Here is a 14,275-nt window from a genome sequence, read left to right as displayed (position 1 = left end):
TCAGTAGTAGAAGCCGTTCGGTGCCGTCCGCAGGGAGGGCAACTGATGGTCGTCGTGTCCGAAGATGAGCTCCGCCCCGGTCCGGTCGGCGATCGAGCGGATCTTCTCGACCGACTCGAGCCACTTGACGTTGTCCCACACGATGGCCGACCCCACCGCCGGCGGACCGTAGCTCTCCGAGAGGTAGAGCGCGTCCGACGTGAAGATCTTCGTGCCGTCGTTCGGCAGATCGATCTGCAACGACATCGTTCCCCAGGTGTGTCCCGGGGTGTTGATCAGGTGCACCCCCGGCACCAGCTCCTCGTCGCCCGGCGTTCCGTGGATGGGGAGCCCTTCGAACTCGCTCATGAGGTGAGCGCCGTTGACGATTCCGCTCAGCGTCTTGACGCCCGCGATCTCGTCGTTGTTCGCGATGATGCGCGTCTTGCCGTTGTCGAACATGCGCGCGTTCCCGACGTGGTCGTAGTGCAGGTGCGAGAGCACGAGCACGTCGATGTCGTCGGGGGTCAGTTCGAGCGACGCCAGGCCGGAGTCCAACCAGCCCTCCGGCGCGTCGACGTCTTCGGCGACGGGGAAGTAGTCCTGGAAGCCGGCGGGCTCCCACTGGGTCTCCCAGTTGCGCGGGACGCCCGTGTCCCAGAGGATGCGCCCCTCGGGGTGCTCGATGAGGACGGCGTGGGTGGGCATGTTCGCCCACACGCGGGGCTCATATCGGTGATTCTTGTCCATCAGGGTGGTCCCGGCCTTCAGCAGCAACCACGCCAGCTCGCCCTGCAGCGTGCCAGTCCGGAGGATGTGGACCTTCATCTCGTCAGTCACAACGGTGTGCCTTCCTTGAGCGAATACGATCGAGAAAATTGTATGACAAACTGTCGAAAATTCAATCGGACGATCCGCCTCACCTCCCTCGGCTATCGCGCAAGAGCGACGAGGGATTCCTCAGCTCTCCGCCGCGCCTCCGGGCGCCAGGTCGTAATGCGCGAGAGCCAGGGCTGCCGCCCGATCGACGTGGGCGGACAGCAGGGAGGCGATCAGGTCACCGTCACGGGCGCGCGCTGCCTCGACGATCTCTTCGAGCTCCTTCGTCGTCTCCGACAGGCGGCCCGGCTGCGAGAGCGAGACGCGACGGAGCATCGTCACACGGTTATTCAGCTGCTTCAGCAGCTGCGCGATGGTCGCGTTTCCGCCGCCTTCGAGCAGGGCCGCGTAGAACTCGTTCTTCGCGACGAGCTGGCGATGGGCATCGCCCTGGACATCGGGATCGCGGAGCGCGGCGACGGCGGCGGACAACGCCTCGACGTGCGCGTCGGCGGCGTTCTCGACGAAGTCCCGGCCCGCGCGGCTCTCCAGGAGAGCTCGGACGGCGTAGATCTCGCGCGCTTCGTGCTCGGTGATCACCGCCACCGACGGACCGCGGTGCAGCACGTTGACGATGAGCCCCTCGGCCTGCAACTGCTGCAACGCCTCACGCAGCAGGGAACGGCTCACCCCGAACAACTCGGTCAGGTCGCGTTCGACGAGCTTCTGACCGGGATGCAGATCCCCGTCCAGGATGAGGTCGCGGAGGCGGTTGACGAGCAGCAAGCGCAGCGACGTCTCTTCGCGAGCGAGTCTCAGATCAACGCTTTTGGGCACGATCGATCAGTCCTCTCATTTCGTCGAGTCTACGGGCAGAGCTCGGAGAAGGAAAGCGATACGACCGATTGACGGACAATCGGTCAGTCAATACGATGGGTCCGTCGATCACCACTATCAAGGGAGATAGCCTGTGCACGCGCGAGCGGATACACCCACCAACGGTCGCCTGGCGTACATGACCGAGCCCCGAGCGCTCGCGTACGCCGACTACCCCCTCCCGGAACCGGGGCCCGACGGCATCCTCGTCGAAGTCCTCCGCGCCAACGTCTGCGGCTCCGAACTGCACATCTGGAACGGCAAGCACCCCGTCAAGAAGCGCGGCGGCCTGGGTCATGAGATGGTGCTGCGCGTCGTCGCCTTCGGCGACCGGCGCACCACCGACAACCGTGGCGTGCCGCTGGCGGTCGGAGACCGGATCGTGTGCACGTACTTCCAGACCTGCCAGCGGTGCCCCCAGTGTCTCGGCGGCCAATACAACCTCTGCGACAACGCGTACCAGTTCTTCGGGCGTCAGCCCGAGGAGGCACCCCACTTCCACGCCGCCTTCGCCACGCACTACTACGTCCACCCATTGCAGAACGTCTACAAGGTGCCGGACGAGATCCCGGATGCCGTCGCCGCCGGCGCGAACTGCGCCCTGAGCCAAGTGTTCTACGGGATCGATCAGATCCAAGTCCAGCAGGACGAGACCGTGCTCATCCAGGGAGCCGGCGGCCTGGGGCTCTACGCGATCGCCGTCGCGAAAGAGCGCGGCGCCCGCGTCATCGTGGTGGACGCCGTGCCCGCGCGCCTCGCGCAGGCCCGCGCGTTCGGTGCGGACCACGTCATCGACATCAACGACCTGCCCTCGCTCGAAGATCGCGAACGCGCCGTGGCCAAGCTCACCGGCGGGCGCGGGGCCGACGTCGGCATCGAGGTCGCGGGGGTGCCGGCGGCATTCGCCGAGGGGCTTCGCCTCGTTCGTCGCGGCGGGCGCTACCTCGTGATGGGCAACCTCTCCCCCGGAGCCACCGTCCCCTTCGACCCCGGGTACGTGACCCGCAAGTCGCTCACCATCCGGCACGTCGATCGATACGAGGCGCGTTACCTCTGGAAGGCCCTGACCTTCCTCGTCGAGCACGGTTCGAAGTACCCCCTCGACGACCTCGTCGACGCGGAGTTCTCGTTCGATGAGATCGAACTCGCGCTCGAGAAGTCTCTGAACCGCGAGGTCACTCGCGCCGTCATCACGATCGCCGGCTGAGGCGGGAAACGACAATGAACACCGAAACCGCCGCCGCCGCCGTCCTCGATCACTGGATCGACGGCGCCTCCGCCTCACCCGCATCCGGCACGTACAGCTCCGGAACGAACCCCGCGACCGGCGGCCCGACCGTGCGCATCGCCGGCGGTGACCCCACCGACGTCGATGCCGCCGCCGCGGCCGCCACCCGGGCCTTCCCCGGTTGGCGTCGCTTCTCGGCACCCGAGCGCGGCCGCATCCTCCGCCGCATCGCGGACGCGATCCGCGAGCATGCGGAGACGTTCGCCGACCTCGAGATCGAGGACACCGGCAAACCCCGTCGTACCGCCCTCGCGGAGGTGGAGAACTCGGCGGCCTACTTCGAGTTCTACGCGGGGCTGGTGAACCTCCCCGTCGGCGACGTCCTCGACGTCGAGCCGGGACAGCACATCTACACGCGCCGCGAACCGTACGGGGTGATCGGCATCATCACCCCGTGGAACGTTCCGCTGAACCAGGCCGCGCGCGCCGTCGCTCCCGCTCTGGTCACCGGAAACGTCGTCATCCTGAAGCCGGCCGAGACCTCCTCCCAGACCACGATGCTCCTCGCTCGGCTGTCGGCCGAGGCCGGTCTTCCGCCGGGCGTTCTGAACGTCGTCCTCGGATCGGGTTCGGTCGTCGGGACGGCCATCGTGAGCCATCCGGCGGTGCGCAAGGTGGCGTTCACCGGCTCGGTGCAGACGGGGCGCACGATCGGCCGGATCGCCGCCGAACGCATCATCCCCCTCACCCTCGAGCTCGGCGGGAAATCGGCCAACGTCGTCTTCGCCGACGCCGACCTCGACGTGGCGGCGCGGGAGGCGGTTCGCGCCTTCTCGGCCAACGCCGGCCAGGTGTGCTCCGCGGGGACGCGCCTGCTCGTCGAGAGGCCGGTGCACGATGCGTTCGTCGCGCGAGTGGCGGCTCTCGCGGGCGAACTCCGCGAGGGAGAGGACATCGGCCCCCTCATCACCCGGACGCAGTTCGCCCAGGTGCAGGAGTACTTCCAGATCGCCCACGAGGAGGGGGCGACGGCGGTGATCGGTGGCAGCGTGACCGACGACCCCGCGCTGGCGGGTGGGTTCTACGTCAAGCCGACCATCTACAGCGACGTCGACAACAGCTCGCGCATCGCGCAGGAGGAGATCTTCGGCCCGGTCCTGGTGACCATCCCATTCGACGACGAGGCCGACGCCATCCGCCTCGCCAACGACTCAGAGTTCGGTCTCATCGCCGGTGTGTTCACCCGAGACATCGGACGCGCGTTCCGCGTGGCGGACAGCATCGAAGCGGGGCAGGTGTTCATCAACACCTGGTCCACGGGCGCCGTCCAGACCCCGTTCGGCGGACACAAGAACAGCGGTTATGGGCGAGAGAAGGGCATCGAGGCGATGCTGCACTACTCGCACCTCAAGACCGTCGTGGCGGTGTACTGATGACGCAGATCACCTTCATCGGCCTCGGGACGATGGGCGCGCCGATGGTCGCCCGCCTGGTGTCGGCGGGACACAACGTCGCCGTCTCCGACGCCGCACCCGACGTCGCGGCCCGCGTCGCCGCCGAGACGGGGGCGCGCGTCGCCGCCGACTCCGACCTCGGCCGCAGCGAAGTGGTCGTTCTGATGCTGCCGAACAGCGACATCGTGGCATCCGTCCTCGGCACCGCCGACGACGCCGAGTCGATGGCATCCCGACTGGCCCCCGGTGCTCTCGTCGTCGACATGGGCTCGTCCCGGCCCGATGCCACACGCGGCCATGCCGACGACCTCGCCACTCGCGGGGTGACCCTGATCGACGCCCCGGTCTCGGGAGGGCCGCGCCGCGCCGCGACGGGTGAGCTGGCCATCATGGTCGGCGTTCCCGACGATGCCGCGTGGGACCGGGTGCGACCGCTGCTCGGGGCGCTGGGCTCGAGCATGACCCGGACGGGACCGGTCGGCTCGGCTCACGCGGTGAAGGCGTTGAACAATCTGCTGTCGGTCATCGGCATCGTCGGTGCCATCGAGGTGCTCAGCGTCGGAACCAAGTTCGGCCTCGACCCCCGGGTGATGCTCGACGTCATCAATCACTCGACCGGACGCAATCACGCCACCGAGGTGAAGATCGGACCCCAGGTGCTCGACCGCGAGTGGAACGTCGGCTTCTCGCTCGGTCTGACGGTGAAAGACGTCACCACCGCCCAACGGCTGGCGGAGAGCGTCGGGGTCGCCATCCCCGTATCCGACAGCGCCGTCGAGGTCGCGCGCGCCGCCCTGGCGTCGTTCGACGGAGCGGCCGCCGACCAATCCCAGATCGCGCAATATCTCGAATCCGTCAACGGCGTCGCGCTCGGCACCACCGACAAGAAGGACCTCTTATGAACAAGCATCTTTTCGACCAGGGATTGGCGGTCCGCCGCGCGGTCCTCGGCGACGAGTACGTCGACGCGGCCCTCTCCAAGGCAGACGACTTCACCCAGGACATGCAAGAACTCGTGACGCAGTACTGCTGGGGAGACGTGTGGACCCGGCCCGGACTGCCCCGGACCGACCGCAGCCTCATCAACCTCGCGATGCTCACGGCGTTGAATCGCTCGCACGAACTCGCCACCCACGTGCGCGGGGCGATCAACAACGGCGTCTCTCGCGACGAGATTAAAGAGGTCTTCCTGCAGACCGCGATCTACTGCGGCGTTCCCGCCGCACTGGAGAGCTTCCGCGTCGCGAAGGACGTCTTCGCCCAGATGGACCGAGAAACGACCGGCTGAGCGGACCGCGCCTTCCCCGGAGACGCCGCGCACCTTGGCGCGCTCCGGGGAAGGCGGACACCGCGTACCGACGCGCGCGGGCCGAAGGATGCCGTCGAGACAGCGCGGTCAGGCGGACCCGCGTGCGCGGACCCGGGGGCGTCGAGGTCGCGGCGGTGCCGGTGTGGGCACGCGGGCCGGAGGCGCGCCGGCCCGGGCCGGTCACGGACGGCCGTTCACCCTATCGCGTTGGCGAAGACGATCTGCGCATACTGCGGTACGACGAACGTCGTCAGCGCGAACACCACCGCGGCCCCCGCGAAGATGCGCGGCAGCACACGCCGCGACCGCACTGCCTGGTGGACGGCCACGGCGGACAGTGCCGTCAGCCCGACCGGCACGAGATAGAAGAGCACCACCCGGCCCGGGATCCACACGAGCAAGAAGATCAGGCCGAGCAGGACGTTGTACCCCGCGACGACCAACACGATCACCACGACAGACAGGACGATGGCGAGGACCGCGGCGGCCCGCCCGTCGACGTCGGCGGCGTTCGACGGGGGCGCGGACATGAGGCCCACGCGACCCACCCGGCGTCGCGCGAGCGAGACCCGCCGCTCGTTACGCCGCCGAAACAGCGCCGTCGCGAGCGCGGTCGGGTCGCCGCGTACGGTGACGCCGAGGGCACGGCGGCCCTCACGAGAGGAGCCCCATGTCTCAGCGAGTCATCGTCACCGGCGGGTCAGGCGGCATCGGCGCCGCCATCGTCGAACGCTTCCTCGACGACGGCGCCCGTGTCGCGGTCCTCGACCGTCGCGCCCCCGCCGAGGAGTCGGCATCCGTCTTCGTCACCGTCGACCTGCGCGACCCGATCGATACGCGGCGCGCGGTCGCCGAGGCGATCGAGGTGCTCGGCGGCGTCGACGTCCTCGTGAACTGCGCCGGGATCTTCCAGCACGTCTCGCTCCTCGACATCACGGTCGACGACTGGGATCGCGTGCTCGACATCAACGCCCGCGCGACCCTCGTCACCATGCAAGCCGTGGCCCCGGCGATGCTCGACGCCCGCCGCGGCGCGATCGTCAACATCGCGAGCATGGCCGCGAAGCAGGGCGGCGGGGGCGAGGGTCACTACGCCGCCTCGAAAGCCGCGGTCGTCGCGCTGACGCGCGCCGGCGCGCAGGAATGGGGATGCCACGGCGTCACGGTCAACGCGGTGTGCCCCGGGTACGTGCTCACCGAGATGGGCGCCGACACCCGCTCGGAGGCCGACATCGCCGCGTGGAGCGCGAAGTCGCCGCTGGGCCGGCTCGGAATCCCCGAGGACGTGGCCGGGGTCACGCACTTCCTCGCCTCACCGGCCGGGAGCTACCTCACCGGCCAGGCGATCAACGTCACCGGCGGGATGGTCATGCACTGAGGACCCGGCGCGGACACGGGCAGCGCGCGCGGACACGGGGTGCCGGCGCGGGTGCGAGCGAAACTCCTGAGATTTCGAGTCCGTCGACCCCTCCTGCACCACCGTCAGCCGCGGCCGCGCGATCTCTCAGGACTTTCGCGCGAGCCGGTCGCGTGTGACCGCGCGTGACGGCGGCCGAGGCGCGTCGGAGGGCGGTGGCTACGGTGGGGCTTTGGCATCCGTCCCGCCCTTTCGACCTGGAGAGCACATGTCCGAATACTTCGACCGCACCGCCGACAAGACCTACACGAAGGTCTACAAGACCGAGACGCCCGACATCCTCGCCGCGTTCGCCGCGTTCGATCAGGCCGTCTTCGCCCCCGAGGGGCGTGCGATCCCGCTGAAGTACCGCGAGCTCATCGCGCTGGCCGTGGGCATCACGACGCAGTGCGTGTACTGCATCGACGGGCACTCGCAGAACGCGGTGAAGGCCGGTGCGACCGAGGCCGAACTGGCAGAGGCGGCCTGGGTGGCCACCGCCATCCGCGCGGGCGGCGGCTACGCGCACGGCCGCCTCGCCTTCAAGCTCGGCGAGGACGCCCGTCCCCACGAGCACTGACGCGTGTCGCCCCTGGAGGCGGAGGCGCTGGAGTTCGTCCGCGCCCTGATCCGCATCGACAGCGTCAACACCGGCGAGGCCTCGACGATCGGCGACGGCGAGACGCGCGCCGCGTTCTTCGTCCAGGCGCAGCTCGAAGACGCGGGCTACGAGACGACCCTCGTCGAGCCCGTTCCGGGGCGGGCGAGCGTGATCGCGCGCCTGGCCGGGTCGGATCCGGATGCCGGTGCCCTCGTCGCCCACGCCCACCTCGACGTCGTACCGGTCGAGGCCGAGAACTGGACGTATCCGCCGTTCGGCGCCGAGATCCACGACGGCATCCTCTACGGTCGCGGAGCCGTGGACATGAAGGACTTCGCCGGCATGCTGCTCGCGATCGCCCGGGCCTTCCGGCGCGAGGGCATAATCCCGCGCCGCGACCTCATCTTCGCGTTCTTCGCCGACGAGGAGGCCGGGGGCGTGTGGGGTGCGCGCTGGATCGTCCGCCACCGCCCCGAGCTTTTCGCGGGGGCGACCGAGGCGATCAGCGAGGTCGGCGGGTTCTCGATCCCGCTCCCCGGCGACCGTCGCGCGTACCTCGTGGCGACCGCGGAGAAGGGCGTCACCTCGGCGACCCTGACGGCGCGCGGGCATGCGGCGCACGGCTCACGCCCCACCGCCGACAACGCCGTGGTGCGCCTCGCGCGCGCGGTCGTCGCGATCGGCGAGCATCGGTTCCCTGTGGTCCGCACGGCGACCCTCGACCGCTTCCTCGACGTCTACGCGCGAGCGGGTGGCGATGCCGACGACCTCGGGTTCACGGCATCCCTCATCGACGCGGGAATGCACCACACCGTCTCACCCACCGTGCTCGAGGCCGGGGGAAAGACGAACGTCATCCCCTCGACGGCATCCGCTCGCCTCGACATCCGCATGCTGCCGGGGCACGACGACACGCTCCGCGACGAGATCGAAGCCCTCGTCGGCCCCGACATCGAGGTCACGTGGGCCCGCGCGGTGCCCGCGATCGAAGCACCGGTCGACGCCCCGATCATCGGCGTGCTGCAGGATGCCATCACCGCCGAGGACCCTGACGGCACGGTCGTGCCGTATCTGCTGCCGGCCAGCACCGACAACAAGCACCTCGCCGAGCTGGGGATCCGCGGGTACGGCTTCGTGCCGCTGCGCGTGCCCGCCGACTTCGACGTGTTCGGGCAGTTCCACGCGGCGGACGAAGGGGTGCCGGTCGAGGCGCTGCTCTTCGGCGCACGGGTGACGGCGCGGGTACTGCGGGAGGCGTGAGGGCGGTCCGGTCGAGCTGACGGTCGGCGCGAAGGGGGCTGAGCCTGTCGAAGCCCCCGGACCCCGGTGCCACCGGTCCCTTCGACAAGCTCAGGGACCTCCGACGCGACACGCTCAACGACCTCGAGCGCCCGGCGCCAGGGGGCTGAGCCTGTCGAAGCCCCCGGACCCCGGTGCCACCGGTCCCTTCGACAAGCTCAGGGACCTCCGACGCGACACGCTCAACGACCTCCGACGCCCGGCACCAGGGGGCTGAGCCTATCGAAGCCCCCGGACCCCGGTGCCACCGGTCCCTTCGACAAGCTCAGGGACCTCTGACGGGACATGTGCAGCGACCTCGAGCGCGCGGTAGCGCGAGCGACCCCGTGACGCCAGCGTGTTACCCCGCGAGGCGGACCTTTGCGGAGCGTGGCAGACGGTTGCGACGTGTGAAACGGAGCCTCGCGAGCGACAGAACCCCGGCTTAGCGTCTCGGGCACCCACCGGCTTCACCGCCGATCCGCCGCTCGAGGAGCACGCCATGACCACCACCGCGCCGGCCCCCGCCGCCCGCCCCGTCGCCGCGCCACAGGCTGCCGAGAAAGTCGATCTCGCCCCTCGAGAAGAATGGATGCCATGACCCCCGCGACCCCATCGACGCTGACCATCCGCCCGGTCGAGTCACACGAGCTCGCCGAGGCCGGTCGCGTGACCGTCGAGGCCTACCGCCACAGCTACGACGGGCTCACCGAGAGTTACGTCGCCTCGCTCGCCGACGTCGCCGGCCGCCTGGCTCACGGCGAGGTGTGGGTGGCCGTGAACGCCTCGGGCGAGATCGTGGGCACGGTGTGGGTCCCGCGACCCGGGGAACGGCTGTCACCCCTCGCGCGCGACGGCGAACTCGACTTCCGCCAGCTGGCGGTGGCCCCCTCGGCGCGCGGTCGCGGGGTCGGCGAGGCACTCACCCGCCACGTCATCGATCTCGCGCGCGCTCGGGGAGCGCGGCGGGTCGTCATGAACAGCGGCCCCGAGATGATCGGCGCGCATGCGCTGTACCTCAAGCTCGGGTTCCGGCGCCTGACCGAGCGGGAGCACCCGGTCGAGGTGGAGCCGGGGCGGTTCCTCGACCTGCGGGCTTTCGGGTTCGAGCTCTGAGCGGCGACGAACGTCGCGGGGGAGCGGCGGTGACTCGGGTCCGGATGAAGGCGAAGACCGTCGACAGCTCAGCTGTCGTGGACGACCGCGGTCAGCTCCGTCAGCAGGTCGCGCGCGAGGAACCCGATGCCGACGCGTTCGGTGAGCCGGTCGCCCGCCCGCGCGTGCGTCCAGCCACCCCAGACCGCCGCGCGCTCCGGTTCCATGCCGAGGGCGGCGAACCCGGCGATCGCGCCCGCCAGCACGTCGCCGCTCCCGGCCGTCCCCAAGCCCGACCCTCCGGGTTCGGCCCGCCATGCCCGTCCGTCCGGGGTGGCCACGGTCGCGAAGCAGTGCACCACCGCCGAGAAGCGCTCGGCGATCTCGCGGACATCGGCGACCCGGTCGTCTCCCAGATCGCGCCCGAGCAGCAGCGCCGCTTCCTCTTCGTTCGCGTTGATAATGAGCTCGTCCGGCAGGATGCCGCGGTCCACATCGGGCAGGATGCCGAGCGCGAAGGCATCCAGCACGAGCCTGTCGATATCCGCGTCGGCGACGGCGAGGAGCGCCGCGCGAGTGGCATCCGGATCATCGAAACCGGGCCCGAGGAGGACCGCATCGGCGGACTCGACCGCGGAACGCAGGTGATCGTCGAGCGGCTGCGATCCGGCCGGGAGCGTGTAGACGCCGGCCTCCGGAATCGCCGGTCCGAGCGGCGGCGCGATGTCGACGGGGACGGCGAGACCGACGCGGCCCGCGCCCACGCGCAGCGTCGCCTCGGCCGACAGCAGGACACCGCCCGGTGACCGGGTCGAGCCGCCCACAACGACGACCTGGCCGCGCGACTTCTTCGACCCGCCGGGTTCGGGGAGGCCCCACTCGCGCAGCAGCGACAGCGTGACGTCTTCAGTGCTCGAGGCCATCGTCTTCTCCCGAGTGGACGGTGATGTCGGCGCCCTCGACAGCGAGGTGCTCGACCGACGAGAAGGTCGTGAGCTGCCACCCCTTCTCACCACGCAAGAGCCCACCGCGGACGAGCCCACCGCGGACGAGCTCGGTCACCGAGGCGTTGCGCACGGTGTTCTCGGCGGCGAAAGAGATCAGCTCGGTCTCGTCGAGAGGCAGCAGCACCGCGAGGATCAGCATCACGACGGCGTCGTGCACGACGACCATCACGGTGTCGGCGGGGCGTTCGAGGTTCTCGCCGAGGAACGACCGCAGCCGCAGAGCGACATCGGCCCACGACTCGCCCCCGGGTGGGCGGTGGTAGTACTTGCCGAGATGGCGCCGCCGCGCCGCCTCTTCGGGGTGGAACTCCCGCACCCCGCGTGACGTCAACAGATCCAGGATGCCGAGCTCCCGGTCGCGTAGCCGGTCGTCGACGCGCGTGCGGGTCGAGAGCGCCGTGTCGTCGACGGCGAGCGCGAGGGTCTGCCGCGCGCGGAGGTACGGCGAGACCCAGTACTCATCGATGCGACCCGCGGACTCCCACCACGCGCGCAGCGCCCGCGCCTGCTCCTCCCCCGTCGGCGAGAGGGCGACGTCGGCGTCGCGGACGTCGAGGTCGATCGTGGGCGAGCCTTCGCGCTCCGCTCTCGAGGCGGCGACGTTGCCCTCGCTCTCGCCGTGGCGGACCAGCAGGAGTCGGGTGACGGTCATGGCGTCACGCTAGGTCGACGAAGCCGTCCCGCGCAGGGGCGTTGACACGGCACGAGGTCTCCTCCGACGTTCCCAGGACGTCGAGCGCCGACACGAAGCACCGGTACAGCTCGCTGTCGCGCAGCAGGTCGGCGTGCGTTCCGTGCGCGCGAGGCGCGGGAGAACGGCAAGACGTGACCGGCGTCCTGCTCGTCTACCGCGCTCTCGAAGAACCAGGTCTCCCTCGTCCTCTCCGCCCCGACATTCGAGGGCGGACTGCAACAGCACGTGGGAGGAAAGTCCTGGGGCCCAGATCACACGAATGGCGAGATGTTCTGTTCCGCCCCCACACGGCGGAGGTCCTGCACGGTCTGTTCGGGCAGGATAAGTCCTCCTGCGTCCGCGACGGCCTCGGCGGAGCGATCTTCGAGCTCGCCGGGGTAGAACACCTCGGAATGGCCCTGCGCCAGCGGCACCGACTTCGCCTCGTCGACAAGCGCGGCGACACTGGCGCGGTAGTGCTCCACATCCGCGGCGGTCTCCACGTCGATGGCGATGAACATGTGTCCGGCACCGCTGCGCGCGTTCGGTTCGTACGGGCCGTGCACGCCGGTCCCGACGGCGCTGCCGGTCAGGGCGCCCGAGAGCACGTCCATCATGAAGGTGATCGCGTACCCCTTGTGCCCGGCCATGGGCAGGATCACCCCGTGCACCGCTTCAGCGGCATCCGTCGTGCGTGCGCCCTCGGGGGTGAGCGCCCAGGTGTCGGGAATGGGCTCGCCTTTCTGGCGCGCGAGGTAGATCTTGCCGCGCGCGACGGCGGTGTTCGCGATATCGACCGCCACGACCTTGTCGCCGTAGGGGGCGGCGATCGACCAGGGGTTCGTGCCGAGTCGCTTCTCGCGCCCGCCCCACGGGGCCATGGCGGGCGAGGCGTTCGTGGTGAGGATGGCGGCGCAGCCGTCGTGCGCGGCGCGGCGGGTGAAGTACATCGCCGTGCCGAAGTGGTTGGAGTTGCGCACGCCCACGAGCCCGACGCCGTGCTGCTTCGCGCGACGCACGGCTTCGATGCGGGCGCGTTCGGTGAGCACCTGACCCATGCCGTCGTGGCCATCGAGGATGAGCATCGGACCGGTGTCGACGACGGTCGTGGGTTCGGCGACCGGGCGCATGGCGCCGGTGCGGAGTCGCTCGAGGTACCACGGCAGCCGCAGGACGCCGTGCGACTGGTGACCCCACTCGTCGGCGGCGACGAGGGAGTCGGCCACGAGCTCCGCGTCGGCGCGGGGGACGTCGACGCTCTCGAAGACGTCGCGCGCGAACGCGCGCAGCGCCGTCGGGTCGACGCGCGTCGACCCGGATGCCGCGGCGGTGGAGGCCGTGGAATCAGGCGTCGCGGTGAGGGTATCGGGGTGCGCAGGCTGAGCAACCATGATCTGCCTTTCGGAAGCGGTGTACACCTACAGGTATACACTACGAGGCGATCATCATCTCCAAGGAGGAGCTATGCACGCCGTCTGGGTCGAACTGGAAGTGCTTCCGGGAAAGGTGGAGGAGTTCCGTCGCGCGATCGCGGCGAATGCGGAGGCGACCGTACGTGATGAGCCCGGGTGCTTCTCGTTCGATGTGATCGAACTCGACCCCGAGCGCCAGCGCTTCGCGTTCTACGAGATCTACCGCGATCGGGAGGCGTTCGTCGTCGAACACCGGAGCGCGGCGCACTACGGCGCGTGGAAAACGGCCGTCGCCGAGACGGTGGTGCCGGGCTCGCAGACCATCACCGAAGGCCGGCGCCTGTTCGCCGAGCGCGCTTAGGAGACCAGGATCTCTCCGGCTTCGCCCCCCAGGAGCTGCCGGAAGATCGCCTGGTCCACGTGATGCAGGTGCGTCGTCATCGCCGCGGCAGCTGCGTCGGGGTTGCCGTCGATGATGGCGGTGCACATGGCGATGTGCTCGTTCACCGACTCCTGCAGGCGGGACCGGTCGCCGTGCGCGATGTAGCGCAGCCGGGCGCTGTGCGGACGCAGATCCGCGATGGCGCGGGCGAGGTAGCTGTTGGGCGTGTGAAGGGCGACGATGCGGTCGAACTCCGCCGTCGCTCGACGGAACTGCTCCGCGAACGTCTCGTCGTAAGGGACCCCGCGCATCGTGTGGAAGGCGTCGAGGAGGGCGAGCAGATCGTCCCGCAAGGCGGGGTTCGTCTCGGCCTTCTGCGCCACCGCCCGCACGGCCTCGGGCTCGATGAGCCGACGGAAGTCGAAGAGCGCGCGTGCGCCGCGCAGCGAGATCCGAGACACGGTGGGGGCGCGCCGCGGCTCGAGATCCACGAGCCCCTCGGCCGCGAGGCGGCGGATGGCCTCGCGTACCGGCGTGCGCGAGGCGCCGGTGTGCGTCGAGAGCTCGATCTCCGACAGGGCCTGGCCCGGCGCGAACACGCCCGTCTCGATGTCGTGGCGAAGCTGCGCGTACACCCTGTCGGCTTTTCCCCGCCAGGCGCCCATTTCTTCGACCATACGACCAGCATAGTTGTCCAACAGGTATACCCACGTGTATAACTCTTAGGAGTGGCACCGCCGCCACCTCCCACACACTCGAAGGAGCG

At 69.7% G+C, this 14,275-nt stretch carries 16 protein-coding genes; 9 read left to right on the top strand and 7 right to left on the bottom strand.

The genetic code is table 11. The features are described 5' to 3' along the window. Together AB0O24_RS14950 and AB0O24_RS14945 are read right to left on the bottom strand one after the other, a co-directional pair. A complete protein-coding gene (locus AB0O24_RS14950; RefSeq protein ID WP_363375957.1) occupies positions 1-819 on the bottom strand; it encodes an N-acyl homoserine lactonase family protein in 819 nt (272 codons plus the stop codon). A 120-nt stretch (positions 820-939) separates the two neighbouring features. Further along, the gene (locus AB0O24_RS14945) at positions 940-1,635 is read right to left on the bottom strand and encodes a GntR family transcriptional regulator (RefSeq protein WP_363375954.1); all 696 of its coding nucleotides are present in this window, start codon (positions 1,633-1,635) and stop codon (positions 940-942) included. Positions 1,636-1,813: 178 nt separating this feature from the next. Between AB0O24_RS14945 and AB0O24_RS14940 the strand changes: the two genes are divergently transcribed. From AB0O24_RS14940 to pcaC, 4 genes are read left to right on the top strand one after another with little or no spacing between them, the layout of a single operon-like run. After that, positions 1,814-2,881 carry a zinc-binding dehydrogenase gene (locus tag AB0O24_RS14940; RefSeq protein ID WP_363375952.1) on the top strand — a complete coding sequence of 356 codons (1,068 nt, stop codon included), beginning with the start codon at positions 1,814-1,816 and terminating at the stop codon, positions 2,879-2,881. 14 nt (positions 2,882-2,895) lie between these two features. After that, positions 2,896-4,335, top strand: coding sequence for an aldehyde dehydrogenase family protein (locus AB0O24_RS14935; protein WP_363375950.1), 1,440 nt, complete (start codon positions 2,896-2,898; stop codon positions 4,333-4,335). Next, positions 4,335-5,258 (top strand): NAD(P)-dependent oxidoreductase, encoded by a 924-nt coding sequence (locus AB0O24_RS14930; RefSeq protein ID WP_363375947.1) that lies wholly within the window; start codon positions 4,335-4,337, stop codon positions 5,256-5,258. Before AB0O24_RS14935 ends, AB0O24_RS14930 begins: the two co-directional genes overlap by 1 nt. Continuing rightward, positions 5,255-5,644 carry a 4-carboxymuconolactone decarboxylase gene (gene pcaC / locus AB0O24_RS14925; RefSeq protein ID WP_363375944.1) on the top strand — a complete coding sequence of 130 codons (390 nt, stop codon included), beginning with the start codon at positions 5,255-5,257 and terminating at the stop codon, positions 5,642-5,644. Before AB0O24_RS14930 ends, pcaC begins: the two co-directional genes overlap by 4 nt. Positions 5,645-5,859: 215 nt before the next feature. On the opposite strand, the gene AB0O24_RS14920 is transcribed toward pcaC, so the two are convergent. Continuing rightward, positions 5,860-6,195 (bottom strand): hypothetical protein, encoded by a 336-nt coding sequence (locus tag AB0O24_RS14920; protein ID WP_363375942.1) that lies wholly within the window; start codon positions 6,193-6,195, stop codon positions 5,860-5,862. Between the two features lie 140 nt (positions 6,196-6,335). On the opposite strand from AB0O24_RS14920, the gene AB0O24_RS14915 reads away from it, so the two are divergent. The 4 genes from AB0O24_RS14915 to AB0O24_RS14900 all read left to right on the top strand — a co-directional run bounded on the left by AB0O24_RS14915 (position 6,336) and on the right by AB0O24_RS14900 (position 10,056). Then, entirely contained in the window at positions 6,336-7,043 is a 708-nt protein-coding gene (locus AB0O24_RS14915; protein WP_363375940.1) for an SDR family oxidoreductase, read from the top strand. A gap of 247 nt (positions 7,044-7,290) precedes the next feature. After that, positions 7,291-7,641, top strand: a complete 351-nt coding sequence (locus AB0O24_RS14910; protein ID WP_144830428.1) for a carboxymuconolactone decarboxylase family protein — start codon at positions 7,291-7,293, stop codon at positions 7,639-7,641. Positions 7,642-7,644: 3 nt separating this feature from the next. After that, on the top strand, positions 7,645-8,922 hold the full coding sequence (locus tag AB0O24_RS14905) for a M20/M25/M40 family metallo-hydrolase (protein ID WP_363375937.1): 1,278 nt from the start codon (positions 7,645-7,647) through the stop codon (positions 8,920-8,922). Positions 8,923-9,537: 615 nt separating this feature from the next. Then, on the top strand, positions 9,538-10,056 hold the full coding sequence (locus tag AB0O24_RS14900; RefSeq protein WP_307383314.1) for a GNAT family N-acetyltransferase: 519 nt from the start codon (positions 9,538-9,540) through the stop codon (positions 10,054-10,056). Between the two features lie 68 nt (positions 10,057-10,124). Here AB0O24_RS14900 and AB0O24_RS14895 read toward each other — a convergent pair whose 3' ends face one another. From AB0O24_RS14895 to AB0O24_RS14885, 3 genes are all read right to left on the bottom strand, one after another. After that, positions 10,125-10,958, bottom strand: a complete 834-nt coding sequence (locus AB0O24_RS14895) for an ADP/ATP-dependent (S)-NAD(P)H-hydrate dehydratase (RefSeq protein WP_363375934.1) — start codon at positions 10,956-10,958, stop codon at positions 10,125-10,127. Next, positions 10,942-11,694, bottom strand: coding sequence for a histidine phosphatase family protein (locus AB0O24_RS14890; RefSeq protein WP_363375932.1), 753 nt, complete (start codon positions 11,692-11,694; stop codon positions 10,942-10,944). Before AB0O24_RS14890 ends, AB0O24_RS14895 begins: the two co-directional genes overlap by 17 nt. A gap of 293 nt (positions 11,695-11,987) precedes the next feature. After that, complete coding sequence (locus tag AB0O24_RS14885; protein WP_363375929.1) at positions 11,988-13,106, bottom strand: Ldh family oxidoreductase; 1,119 nt, start codon at positions 13,104-13,106, stop codon at positions 11,988-11,990. Between the two features lie 73 nt (positions 13,107-13,179). On the opposite strand from AB0O24_RS14885, the gene AB0O24_RS14880 reads away from it, so the two are divergent. Continuing rightward, positions 13,180-13,488 carry a putative quinol monooxygenase gene (locus tag AB0O24_RS14880; RefSeq protein WP_275798709.1) on the top strand — a complete coding sequence of 103 codons (309 nt, stop codon included), beginning with the start codon at positions 13,180-13,182 and terminating at the stop codon, positions 13,486-13,488. On the opposite strand, the gene AB0O24_RS14875 is transcribed toward AB0O24_RS14880, so the two are convergent. Beyond that, on the bottom strand, positions 13,485-14,186 hold the full coding sequence (locus AB0O24_RS14875; RefSeq protein WP_363375927.1) for a GntR family transcriptional regulator: 702 nt from the start codon (positions 14,184-14,186) through the stop codon (positions 13,485-13,487). The two genes, AB0O24_RS14880 and AB0O24_RS14875, sit on opposite strands and share 4 nt — an antisense overlap. Between the last annotated feature and the right edge of the window lie 89 nt (positions 14,187-14,275).

The sequence above is a fragment of the Microbacterium sp. NPDC086615 genome (assembly GCF_040686055.1).
Taxonomy (GTDB): Bacteria; Actinomycetota; Actinomycetes; order Actinomycetales; family Microbacteriaceae; genus Microbacterium.
Note: the sequence above shows the minus strand (reverse complement) of the source record. Positions and strands in the feature narration are given on the sequence as shown.